This window comes from Exiguobacterium alkaliphilum 12/1 (genome assembly GCF_000714435.1).
Classification (GTDB): domain Bacteria; phylum Bacillota; class Bacilli; order Exiguobacteriales; family Exiguobacteriaceae; genus Exiguobacterium; species Exiguobacterium alkaliphilum.
Genome location: NZ_JJMW01000029.1, coordinates 21,306 through 33,442, shown reverse-complemented (window position 1 = coordinate 33,442; position 12,137 = coordinate 21,306). Strand labels below are relative to the sequence as shown.

Annotated in this window: 13 protein-coding genes; 11 read left to right on the top strand and 2 right to left on the bottom strand. The window is 54.4% G+C overall.

The annotated features are described in order from the left end of the window. Position 1: 1 nt before the first annotated feature. From RT52_RS06805 to RT52_RS06790, 4 genes are all read left to right on the top strand, one after another. Positions 2 to 634: an SDR family oxidoreductase gene (locus tag RT52_RS06805; protein WP_034816166.1), complete on the top strand. Its 633-nt coding sequence runs from the start codon at positions 2 to 4 to the stop codon at positions 632 to 634. A gap of 128 nt (positions 635 to 762) precedes the next feature. Then, a complete protein-coding gene (locus RT52_RS06800; RefSeq protein ID WP_034816163.1) occupies positions 763 to 2,328 on the top strand; it encodes a diguanylate cyclase domain-containing protein in 1,566 nt (521 codons plus the stop codon). Positions 2,329 to 2,370: 42 nt separating this feature from the next. Next, complete coding sequence (locus tag RT52_RS06795; protein ID WP_034816160.1) at positions 2,371 to 2,820, top strand: OsmC family protein; 450 nt, start codon at positions 2,371 to 2,373, stop codon at positions 2,818 to 2,820. 88 nt (positions 2,821 to 2,908) lie between these two features. After that, a complete protein-coding gene (locus RT52_RS06790) occupies positions 2,909 to 3,349 on the top strand; it encodes a GNAT family N-acetyltransferase (RefSeq protein WP_034816159.1) in 441 nt (146 codons plus the stop codon). Here RT52_RS06790 and RT52_RS06785 read toward each other — a convergent pair whose 3' ends face one another. Then, on the bottom strand, positions 3,350 to 3,796 hold the full coding sequence (locus RT52_RS06785) for a DUF4385 domain-containing protein (protein ID WP_034816158.1): 447 nt from the start codon (positions 3,794 to 3,796) through the stop codon (positions 3,350 to 3,352). It lies immediately after the preceding gene. Positions 3,797 to 3,864: 68 nt separating this feature from the next. On the opposite strand from RT52_RS06785, the gene RT52_RS06780 reads away from it, so the two are divergent. The 7 genes from RT52_RS06780 (at position 3,865) to rbsB (ending at position 10,510) form a co-directional block, all read left to right on the top strand. Next, positions 3,865 to 4,416 (top strand): GNAT family N-acetyltransferase, encoded by a 552-nt coding sequence (locus RT52_RS06780; protein WP_034816154.1) that lies wholly within the window; start codon positions 3,865 to 3,867, stop codon positions 4,414 to 4,416. A gap of 97 nt (positions 4,417 to 4,513) precedes the next feature. Continuing rightward, entirely contained in the window at positions 4,514 to 5,497 is a 984-nt protein-coding gene (locus RT52_RS06775) for a LacI family DNA-binding transcriptional regulator (RefSeq protein WP_034816152.1), read from the top strand. Next, positions 5,494 to 6,375 (top strand): ribokinase, encoded by an 882-nt coding sequence (gene rbsK / locus RT52_RS06770; RefSeq protein WP_034816149.1) that lies wholly within the window; start codon positions 5,494 to 5,496, stop codon positions 6,373 to 6,375. The genes RT52_RS06775 and rbsK overlap by 4 nt, the downstream gene beginning before the upstream one ends. Further along, positions 6,375 to 6,764, top strand: coding sequence for a D-ribose pyranase (gene rbsD, locus RT52_RS06765; RefSeq protein ID WP_034816147.1), 390 nt, complete (start codon positions 6,375 to 6,377; stop codon positions 6,762 to 6,764). The genes rbsK and rbsD overlap by 1 nt, the downstream gene beginning before the upstream one ends. Positions 6,765 to 6,775: 11 nt before the next feature. After that, positions 6,776 to 8,254, top strand: coding sequence for a sugar ABC transporter ATP-binding protein (locus tag RT52_RS06760; RefSeq protein ID WP_034816143.1), 1,479 nt, complete (start codon positions 6,776 to 6,778; stop codon positions 8,252 to 8,254). A gap of 1 nt (position 8,255) precedes the next feature. Then, positions 8,256 to 9,221 (top strand): ABC transporter permease subunit, encoded by a 966-nt coding sequence (locus RT52_RS06755; protein WP_024371256.1) that lies wholly within the window; start codon positions 8,256 to 8,258, stop codon positions 9,219 to 9,221. Positions 9,222 to 9,598: 377 nt separating this feature from the next. After that, entirely contained in the window at positions 9,599 to 10,510 is a 912-nt protein-coding gene (gene rbsB, locus RT52_RS06750; protein ID WP_034807738.1) for a ribose ABC transporter substrate-binding protein RbsB, read from the top strand. 42 nt (positions 10,511 to 10,552) lie between these two features. On the opposite strand, the gene RT52_RS06745 is transcribed toward rbsB, so the two are convergent. Continuing rightward, positions 10,553 to 11,950, bottom strand: a complete 1,398-nt coding sequence (locus RT52_RS06745) for a 6-phospho-beta-glucosidase (RefSeq protein ID WP_034816141.1) — start codon at positions 11,948 to 11,950, stop codon at positions 10,553 to 10,555. Between the last annotated feature and the right edge of the window lie 187 nt (positions 11,951 to 12,137).

The following is a 12,137-nucleotide window of genomic DNA, read 5'->3' as shown; positions in this document are numbered from 1 at the left end:
GATGAACGTATTTGTAATTGGTGCGAACGGACAGATTGGAAAACAGCTCGTCGAACGCTTACAGGAGGAAGGCAAGCATGAGGTGACGGCGATGGTACGGAAAGACGAACAACTCGAAGATTTTAAAAACAAAGGCTATCAAGCCGTACTCGGTGACCTTGAAGGCGACGTCGCGAACTTGGCAGACGCCATCGACGGTGCCGACGTCGTCGTATTCGCAGCAGGTTCTGGCGGACATACGGGTGCCGATAAGACGCTCTTGATCGATTTAGACGGGGCAGCGAAAAGTATCGAAGCTTCAAAACAACAAGGTGTGAAACAGTTCGTCATGGTGAGCGCGTTGAAGGCGGAAGACCGCTCGGCATGGCCGGATGAGATGAAACCGTATTACGTGGCGAAACATCACGCGGATCGTCTGCTCGAGGAGAGCGGATTGACATACACGATCGTTCGTCCAGGGGCGCTCACGGATGACGTCGGGACTGGGAAAGTGAAGACCGGGGACGTGTCGACCGGTGAAGTTCCACGCGCCGACGTGGCGGCTTTCCTCGCCCATGTGATTGGCCACGAAGCGGCCTATAACAAGTCAATCGACCTCGTCAAAGGCGATACGGCGATTGAAGAGACGTTATAACGAGATGACGAAAACGAGCGGACCTCAGTCCCGCTCGTTTTTTGTATGTGCGCATCGACTCGACAAAGGGAACGATGCATCCGATAGAGAAAGTAGAGACGTACCTGTCTTGAGAAAGGGGTCCATCCATGACCGCACTGTTTACGTATATGGTCGTTTATCTCTTACCGGCCTTCCTGCTCAGCCATCTCGCACTGGATGTGTTGCTTCGAAATCCGCGACAAGTCGAACATCGGCTGCTCAGTCTGTTCGTCTTCGGCTATGCGATGTTGTTCCTGGCAGAGTTCGGCCGTCATTTGTCACCGATTGAACTCAGTCCGGCCTTCGTGACGTATTGGTTCGGGAACGCCGGGATTTTAATTTTTGTGTGCTCGGTCCATTTTATCTTCAAAGTGACGGGTGTCGGAGCCAAGTTGCCGAAATGGCTCTACCCATATGTCCTTTATTTACCGCTCATCCCGGTCGCCTTGACGTTCATCCGTCAAGAGAACATCATCAACAGCCAACGGTTCGACCAAGTCGGAATTTGGATTTATCCTGAGTTCAACGCCTCGTATTTGATCACGATGACGATTGGGAACGTGTTCCATTTTCTCATCGTCCTTTTGCTCGTCTATGCGCTCAAACGAGCAGAGCGAACCGAGCACCAGCGCGTACTACGCATGCTCATTTGGACGGCGCTCGCCGTCCTCGTCTGGGACGTCGTGTTCGGTTATTTCCAATTCCGCGGTGTCATGCCGCCGTACGGTTATATGTATGGAGGTCTCGTCTGGGCCGTCGCGCTCGTCGTGGCGATGAACCGCCTCGACTTCTTGGCCTCGTACGCGAAACGATATGGGACGCTCTACAATTTGAACCCGTCCGCGATTCTGCTCGTCGACGACAACGGGCGCATCGAGAGCGCCAACCCGGCCGCCCGGATGTTGTTCCATACGGTCCGGGTCGTCAACGAACGTTTCGTCGACTTGTTGCCGGAGAAAAAGCGGGAAGAGTGGTGTCATCATTACCGCCAGCACTTCCAAGCACAAAAGAAATTCCTCGAGTTCGAGACGAAGATTCAAACGAAGACGGGGCAAGAGCGTTATGTCGTCATCGATGGCGACTTCGTCTATATCGACCAAAAAGTTCACGGGATGATCCTCATCCGGGACGTGCACTCGTTCAAAGAGGCCGAACAGACGATTCGCTTTTTCGCGTATCACGACCCGCTCACGAAACTCGCCAACCGCCGCGCGTTTTATGACCAGGCCGACCAAGCGCTGCTTCAAGCGGACACACTTGCCCTCATCATCCTCGACCTTGATGGGTTTAAAGGGATCAACGACACGTACGGTCACCAAGTCGGCGACGAGTTCCTCATCCATCTCGGGACGTTGCTCGAATCGGTCACGCCGGAAAACGGTCTAGCTTCCCGGGTCGGCGGCGACGAGTTCTACATCTTCTTGACAGATGTGACAGAGCCTCGTCTCATCGATTTTGTCAGACGGCTGCAACGGACGCTCAGCGAGGAGTCGTTCTTGCTCGGACGGCAATCGATTCCGATTCGGGCGAGCATCGGCGTGAGCCTCTCTCCTGGGCAAGGGGTCGACCTCGATACGCTCATCCATAAAGCCGATCAGGCGATGTACCAAATCAAGCAAGACGGCAAGAACGACTACGCTATTTATGACGACGTGTTACACGGTCCGAAATAACGGGAACAGACTCACGATAACCCGTTACAAGGAGGAGATGTCATGTCAGAGAAACCGTTAGTGACGATGCGCGCTGAAGGAGAATCGACCGGGGTGAAGACGACGGTACACGTCCGCGACTTGGCTCCGTTCATCGTCGATGAACCGGAGCGGCTCGGCGGCACCGACGCCGGACCGAACCCGCTCGAATATTTGCTTGGTGCGTTATCGTCGTGCACGACGATTATGATCGCCTACGTCGCGCAGGACCAGAACTTCGATTATGATGGTGTGACGTTCGTGACCGAAGGGACGCTCGACCCGCGCGGCTTCCAAGGTGTCGAAGGAATACGGACATATTTTGAGAACGTACATGTCCATATCGTGCTCGAGACGGTCGAATCGGATGAGCGGATTGCGGAGCTTCAAAAAGGTGTCGAGGCGAGGTGTCCGATCCACAATTTGATGCACGCGGCCGATGTCGACATCACGGCGACGTGGACACGAAATTAAAGACGGGGCCAGCCCGTCTTTTTTTGTGGGCGAACCAGGAATCCTCCTCTGCGAACGCGAACAAAGAGACGCAAGGAGGAGGGCATACATGAACGTCCAACCGATGACAGAACAAGACGCCCGCGCGATTCAGTCGTGGACGTACGAGGCACCGTATGATTTCTATAATCAAACTCCGTCACAATCAGGACTCGAAGAACTGATGCATTATCAGGCTGTCCATGAAGCAGGTGAACTAATTGGCTTTTATTGCCTCGGGCACTATGCCCAAGTCCCGAACGATACATATACGTATGACGATACACACATCGATTTCGGTCTCGGCATGCGTCCGGACTTGACCGGACAAGGCCGTGGACGGCGTTTCCTTGAGACTGTGCTTGTCGAAGCGAAACGAACCGGGAAGCCCGTCCGACTCACCGTTGCGGCGTTCAATGAGCGAGCCGTTCCGCTGTATGAGGGCGCCGGCTTCCGGAAAATCGCATCGTTTGAGAAAGGCACGACCCGCTTCCTCATCATGGTGAACTGATTAACCGTATTGGCGTTGATGGGCCTTTTTTCGTTTCAAATAGTCCTCATCGGCTCGGATTTGATCCCAGCGTTCTTTAAAGATGCGGGCCGATTCGGCCTTCTCTTCATCGATGTCACGCTCGTGGATGTCACCGTCCGCCTTATATTTGCGTCCGCCTTTATAGTTGGCATAGCGGCGTGCCCGCGTGTAACCCATTTGAATGAACTTACGGGCCATGTCCATGCCGACAAAGTCGTCATTGTTGCGATATGCTTCAAACAGCTCCATAATCTCATCCGCCGATTGCTTGGCGATGTCCGGCGTCTTGAAGCGCCAGTGTGGCAAAATCTCACTTTTATATGGCTCGACGAGGAGAACCCCTTGCTCCCCGCGGCCGACGCGATACAGTTCGGGTTGCTCCCGGAAGTCGATCGTGTCAAAGTCTAAATCATAATCAAACGGCATCGTCATCCCTCCTCTGTTCAATCCATTCCCTGAACGAGCAAGGGAAAAACGATGGGAAGGAGTCCAAGATGATTCAACTCGAGACAGAACGTTTACGACTTCGCGCCTTTTTACTCGATGACGCGGAGATGATGTACCCTTATGCGAAAGACGACCGGGTCGGCCCGAATGCGGGTTGGGCTCCTCATCAATCGATTGACGAAACGCGCGACGTCATTCGTATGTTTCAAGCCGACCAAGACGTATGGGCCATCACGTTGAAAGCGACAGGCGAGGTTATCGGGACGATTGGGTTGCACGACCGGCGTCCGGACCCGAATATTCAGCACGAGGCGCAGCGGGAGATCGGGTACGTATTGAATCCGGCATTTTGGGGACAAGGCTACATCCCGGAGGCGGTGCGCGCGATGCTGCGCCACGGGTTTGAAAATCTTGGACTCGAGCGCATCTGGTGCGGGCATTTCGATTTCAACGCACAGTCGCGACGTGTCGTCGAGAAATGTGGATTCGTCTATGCGTTCACGACGTCGCAACAGCTGACGCGGTTAGACGGTCGTACCGTAACGAGTCTCGTCTACGTGCTCACAAAAGAAGACTACACGAACCGTTTGGCTCTCTGATGAGTCATCCGGTTTTTTTTCGAAAAATAAAGCTTGATATGTAACCGGTTACACATTATGATGTGTTTGTAAGCGTTACCAAAATGGGGGTGTGGAGATGGCGACAATCAAACAAGTGGCGAAACAGGCGAACGTCTCGGTCGCGACGGTATCCCGTGTCATGAACAATAACGGCTACGTGAGCGCGGAGGCGCGAGCCGCCGTCGAACAGGCCATCGCCGATCTCGATTACGCACCGAACCGTGTCGCACGGTCCTTATTTACAAAGACGTCCGGGTTAATCGGGTTGATCATGCCTGACATCACGAACCCGTTCTTTCCACAGTTGGCACGTGCGATTGAAGATGTCGCCAATCAGCACGGGTATCAAGTCGTCCTATGCAACACGGACGAGCAACTCGAGAAAGAACAGGGCTATCTCGTCGCCTTACAGACGATGCATGTGGACGGCTTGATCATCACGACGAATCATTCGGATAACCCGAACTATGAGAAGCTCGACTTGCCGATGGTAGCCCTTGACCGAATCGTGAAATCGGGCATTGATGCCGTCATCTCAGACGGGTATGAAGGGGGGCGCCTCGCGGCCGACACACTCATCACCTCTGGCGCGACGCGTCTCGTCCATATCGCTGGACCCGAGCAATTGCAGACCGTGAAACGGCGCACCGAGGGCTTTCTTGACGTCGCTGGGGATCGCCTCATCGGGATGACCCATTCGAACTTCACGTTCAAAGAAGCGCTCACGGCCGCACAAACGTTATTTGATACACACTGGCCGTTCGATGGCCTGTTCGCAGCAAACGATGTCATCGCCGCTGCCGTGCTTCAAGAAGCGGTACGGCGTGACGTGCGCGTGCCGGAAGACTTACAGGTGATCGGTTATGACGGCATCGAGCTCGGGGAGATGACGTCGCCGCCACTGACGACGATCGCGCAGCCGATTTATGAGATGGGGCGTCTCGCGACAGAGCGGTTGCTGGACTTGATTGAAAAACGAGACGTCGAGACAAAAGAGATGTTGTTGCCGGTTACGTTAACGGAACGGCAGACGACGAGACGGAAGGGGCAAGACAGATGAACCGAATTGTAGTGATTGGAAGCATCTCGATGGATTTGGTCGTTACGACAGATAAACGTCCACGCGCCGGAGAGACGGTGATCGGGAACACGTTCCAAACCGTGCCCGGCGGAAAAGGAGCCAATCAAGCGGTCGCTGCCGCTAAATTAGGCGGGACGGTCGAGATGGTCGGCTGTGTCGGCTCGGATGCGTTCGGGTCGAGCATCCGTCAAAATTTTGAGACGCATCATGTCGGTACCCGTCATCTGCAGACGGTGGAAGATGTGACCGGGACGGCACACATCGTCCTCGCCGAAGGCGACAATTCGATTGTCGTCGTTCAATCAGCCAACAAACATGTCCGCTTCACTGACGGTGAACTCGACGCACTGCTCGACGAGGACACACTCGTCTTGCTCCAGCTCGAGATTCCGTTCGAGACGGTCGAACACGTGAGTGCCTACTGCCGAAAGCGAAACATTCCGGTCCTATTGAACCCGGCCCCGTCTCAAACGCTCACGGATACGCTGCTCGACAATGTGACGTACGTGACGCCGAACGAACACGAATGCCGTGATTTGTTCGGCGATGTGCCGATCGAGGACGTGTTGCGCCGTTTCCCGAACAAGCTCATCGTCACAGAGGGGGTGCGGGGTGTCCGTTTCCACGACGGGGAAGGGATTCAGCACATCCGGGCGATCCGTGCGAACGTCGTCGATACGACGGGAGCCGGTGACACGTTCAACGGCGCGCTCGCGGTCGGTCTCGTCGAAGGTCGTCCCTTGCTGGAAGCGGTGCGTTTTGCCGTCGTCGCTTCAGGCATGAGTGTGGAAGGGTTCGGTGCACAAGGCGGGATGCCGACACGAGAAGAAGTCTTGATGCGATTGGAGCGAGTGTGATGAAGAAGCATGGGATTTTGAACAGCCATTTGACGAAAGTGTTCGCCGATCTCGGCCATACGGATAAAGTCGTCATTGCCGATTGCGGCCTGCCGATTCCAAACGGAGTCGAACGCGTCGATTTGGCGCTTCGCCTCGGAGAGCCGTCGTTCCTCGACGTCTTGGATGCGGTCGAGTCGGACATGGTCATCGAACAGATCACGATTGCCGATGAGGTGTTCACGGAAAACGAGGCAATCGCCAAAGCGTTGACCGAACGGTTCGACACGGTAGCGACATGTTCCCATGAGGACTTTAAACGGGAAGTCGCGACGGCGAAAGTCGTCATCCGGACGGGTGAGGCGACACCTTACGCGAACGTCATCTTGCACGCGGGCGTCATATTTTAAGGAGGGATTCGATGCATATCGAATTGAAACAAATCCATAAGGCATTCGGACCGGTCAGCGTGTTAAAAGGTGTCGATTTCGAGCTCCTTCCTGGCGAGATTCATGCGCTGATGGGGGAGAACGGGGCTGGAAAGTCGACGCTCATGAAAGTGATGACCGGACTCCATACGCAAGACGAAGGCGAGGTCGTCATCGATGGGGCGGTTCGTCAATTCAAACATCCGAAAGAAGCGGAGCGTGAAGGCATCGCCTTCATCCATCAAGAGCTGAATATTTTGCCGGAGTTGACGGTGACGGAGAACTTGTTTCTCGGCCGCGAGTTGACGGGTGCGTTCGGTGTCATCAAGCACCAAGAGATGAAGCGTCGGGCCCGCGAATATTTGGCCGAGCTGAACGTGTTCATGGAAGTCGATGAACTTGCGAAAAACTTATCGGTCGGGCAACAGCAGATGATTGAGATCGCCAAGGCGCTCATGACGGATGCGAAAGTCATCGTCATGGACGAACCGACGGCCGCGCTCACCGACCGCGAGATTCGGGCGCTGTTCGCGGTATCACGAGCGCTTCGTGACCAAGGGGTGTCCATCATCTATATCTCGCATCGGATGGAAGAGATTTTTGAACTGTGTGACCGCATCACCGTGCTCCGTGACGGCGTCTCGATTGGGACACACCGCATCGCGGACACATCGTTCGAAGCGATCGTCAAAGAGATGGTCGGCCGAGAAATCGGCGAACGTTACCCGGACCGGAACGCGACAATCGGGGACGTCGTGCTCGAAGTGGACGGATTGATAGGTAACCGGTTCCACAACGTCTCGTTTGACGTCCGTGCCGGTGAAATCGTCGGGTTCTCGGGCCTCATGGGGGCAGGGCGGACGGAAGTGATGCGCGCCTTGTTCGGGGCAGACCGGGCCAAAGCCGGGACGGTCAAGCTGAACGGCAAACCGATTCGCATCAAAAAGCCGAGTGACGCGATTCGTCACGGCATCGCCTTCTTGACGGAAGATCGCAAAGGCGAAGGGTTGTTGCTCGACTTCTCGCTCCGGGAAAACCTCTCGCTCCCGACGCTCGACCGGCGAGCGAAAGGGACGATTATCTCGAAGCAAGCCGAAGAGACGTTTGCTGACGACTATTTGAAAAAGTTGCGTGTCAAACACCACTCGATGGAACAAAAAGTGAAGTCGCTATCGGGCGGGAATCAACAGAAAGTCGTGCTCGGGAAATGGCTCGGTGTGGAACCAGACGTCCTCATCCTCGATGAGCCGACACGCGGTGTCGACGTCGGCGCCAAGAAAGAGATTTACACGATTATGAGCGAGCTCGCCGAATCCGGCGTCGCCATCATCATGGTGTCATCCGATTTACCGGAAGTGCTCGGCATGAGCGATCGGATCGTCGTCATGCGCGAAGGCGTCGTCACCGGGACGCTCACGAAACAAGAGGCGACACAAGAGCGCGTCATGACTTACGCGACAGGAGGACAGTGAAATGGAATTGAAAGCAGCGACTGCATTAAATCGACCACAAAAGCTTGGCTGGGGCCAAAAGCTCGGACCGTTGTTTGGTCTACTCGTCATTATCGTCGTCGTCACGGCGCTCGAGCCAGGTTTTCTATCGCTCAACAACATCTTTAACGTCTTGCGCCAAGTATCAATCAACGCCCTGATCGCGTTCGGGATGACGTTCGTCATCTTGACGGGGGGGATCGACTTGTCGGTCGGCTCGATTTTGGCGCTCTCGTCGGCGTTTGTCGCCGGGATGATGGTCGACGGGCAGCACGCCGTCATGGCGATCGCACTCGGATTGATCGCCGGGGCGTTACTTGGCGCGTTCAACGGTGCCGTCATCACGTACGGGAAAGTGGCCCCGTTCATCGCGACACTTGCGACGATGACGATTTATCGGGGGATGACGCTCGTCTATACGGACGGTCGTCCAATCACGGGTTTAGGCGATTCGACGTGGTTCGAGATGCTCGGCCGCGGTTACCTCTGGATTATCCCGGTGCCGGCCGTCACGATGTTGATTGCGTTCGGGGTGTTGTACTTCATCTTGAAGAAGACGACGTTCGGCCGCCACACGTACGCCATCGGCGGCAACGAGGAAGCCGCCAAGCTGATGGGGATTGGCGTCAACAAAGTGAAAGTCATGATTTACTCGTTGTCCGGTATGCTCGCCGCACTCGCCGGCATCATCTTGACGTCACGTCTGAACTCGGCGCAACCGACGGCCGGGACGTCATATGAACTCGATGCGATCGCAGCCGTCGTCCTCGGGGGGACGAGCCTTGCAGGCGGTCGCGGATGGATTGTCGGGACGCTCATCGGGGCGCTCATTATCGGAACGTTGAACAACGGCTTGAACTTGCTCGGGGTCTCATCGTTCTTCCAACTTGTCGTCAAAGGAGCCGTCATTTTGTTCGCGGTACTCCTTGATCGAAAACAAAACGCGTAATCATCGAAAGGGGAAACGGAAGGTCAACGACCCATCACTTAACGAACTGACGGTCCGTCTGAAGTGCGGGCTTGCGTCCATCGTTGCCCTCATAGTAGCGGCTTGAGAGGCTTGGATGTAGATTTGTATTTTTGCTGTGATTGTAGACATGGTATTCACCACCTTTCCCTACATAAACGACACCCGTTTTTTTAGCGGAAAATGAATTGACTTAACTAATAGAAGGGAGGAGGCAAGGTAGGAGTTCATAAGCGGTTATCATGCACATGTTTAGCATTATTGTGTCCTATACCGAAGATGATGGAAATTCCTCCCCCACTTATCGTCGGGCTGTGCCCGGGACACGATTGAAGTAGGGGTATCCTTGCCGACTAAAGATGAAAAAATGGACAGCTTGGCTACTCGTATTGACAATGGTCGTCATGGCGGCTTGTTCGACGGAACAACCGGGAACAAGTTCGGAACAAGAGACAAAAGACGGGGACTTCAAAATCGGGCTCTCGATTTCTACACTCAATAACCCGTTCTTCGTCGCCTTGAAAGACGGTGCGGAAGAAGAAGCGGCTGAACTCGACGCCACACTCACGGTCGCGGATGCACAAAACGATGCAGCGAAACAAGTGAGTGACGTCGAAGATATGATTCAAAAAGGCATGGATTTGATTCTCATCAACCCGACCGATTCTGAAGCGGTCGGCGCTGCTGTCCAAAGCGCGAACGATGCCGGCATCCCGGTCATCACGGTCGACCGCAACGCTGAGTCAGGCGAAGTCGTCGCGCACGTCGCATCAGACAACGTTGCCGGCGGAAAGCTTGCTGGCGAATACATGGTCGAACTCGTCGGGGAAGGCGGGAAAGTCGTCGAACTCGAAGGAATTCCAGGGGCGTCAGCGACACGAGACCGTGGCCAAGGGTTCAACGAGGCAATCGATGGCAAACTCGACGTTGTCGCAAAACAATCGGCCAACTTTGACCGGGCCCAAGGGTTGACGGTCATGGAGAACATTCTCCAAGACAATAAAGACATCGTGGCAGTATTTGCCCATAACGATGAGATGGCACTCGGGGCTGTCCAGGCGCTCAGTAGCGCAGGGTTGAGCGATGTCAAAGTCATCGGCTTCGACGCGACGGACGATGCCGTCAAAGCGGTCGAGGATGGGACGATGGCCGCGACAGTCGCACAAAAACCGGCGGAGATTGGGAAATTGGGTGTCGAAGCTGCCGTCAAGCACTTGAAAGGGGAGACGGTCGAAGAAAACATCCCGGTCGACCTCGAGTTGATCAACTAACATAGAAAGCCGACGTATTTTAAAAAATGCGCCGGCTTTTTTTCATGCTTGTTCGATTGGGTGGAGCGATCGGACGATTTCATCTTTGACCGTCACACCGCTTGCTTCGAGCTCGGCAATCTTCTCGGCGAATTGAGGCAAGTGGTCTTTGTGCGCGATCAGGAGTTCATCGAGAACCCGCTTCGCAGTTTCACCGCTTGGAATGAGCGGATTCAGGATGAACGCTTGGAGGGCGATGCCATAGTCACCGGTCACAGCTGCTTCTTCGACGCACAGCTCCATGTTTTTCATGACTTGGAGCCAGCCTTTCTCGGCCGGCGCGAGCGAACCGAAGGCGATTGGTTTCGCGCCCGTCGCTCCGACATAGGCGGACACCTCCACGACATCGTCCGGGGCAAGGTCTGGGACGGCCCCATTATTTTTTGTCGACACGACGATGTGTGTGTTTTTGTTCGCGTAAATCGAGGCGATCGTCTCACAAGCCGCGTCTGAATAGTGGGCGCCGCCACGTTTAGACAGTTGTTCTGGCTTATGGTCGAGATGTGGGTCTTTATACAGTTCGAACAGTTCCGCTTCCGTTTGCTTCACTTGTTCGGCCCGCGTCCCGATCGCCGGGTCCTGGTACTCTTCGAGCATATGGGCGAGCATCTCTTCGGTGCGATAATAGTAACGATGGTAACCGCATGGAATCATGTTCATCTGCTCTAGCTGTTCCTTGAAAAACGGCATCTCATGAATATTGGCTGGAATGCCGGAAGCATCCTCGTGCATCTTGGCGATGATTTCACCTGTAACATCTGTCCCGTTCAAGTCATGGACTCGGTGCCAGTGGAAGTGATTCAATCCGGCGAATGAATGTGTCAATTCTTCTGGCTTCTTCCCGATCAGTTCTGGCTCGGCCATCATCGCATGCACCGGTACGTTGCAAAGCCCGATGACTTTTTCCCATTTCCCGTATCGGATGATCGCGTCGGTCACCATGCCGCTTGGATTTGTGAAGTTGACGAGCCACGCGTTTGGACAGAGCTGTTTCATATCTTCGACGATGTCGAGGATGACAGGGATGGTCCGGAACGCTTTCAACATGCCGCCGGCCCCGTTCGTCTCTTGCCCGACCATGCCATACGAGAGCGGGATCCGCTCATCTTTAATCCGGGCGTCGAGCAAGCCGACGCGGAACTGGGTCGTAACGAAGTCTGCGTCTTTAAGCGCTTCTCGACGATCGAGCGTCAAATGGACGTCGACGTCATACGGCGAGGCGTCCCACATGCGTTGTGCCATCTTTCCGACAATCTCGAGCTTTTCTTTCCCTGCTTCGATGTCAACAAGCCAAATTTCTCGAATCGGCAATTCTTCATAGCGTTTAATGAAGCCTTCCATCAATTCTGGTGTATAGCTGCTACCGCCACCAATCGTGACGAGCTTGATTCCGGTTGTCAAAACAATCTCCTCCTTGTCGTTTCACAAAAATAAAGCACATGTGTAAATGATGTGGATGTATCCTGTCTTCTTTTTCAGTATAAAATAGGGATACACGAACACAAGAGGTGACGAGATAACTCCGAAAGCGTTTACAAATAAAAACGAAATCAGCTTTATTTTTGTGAATTTCATTTACAGGAGGGCT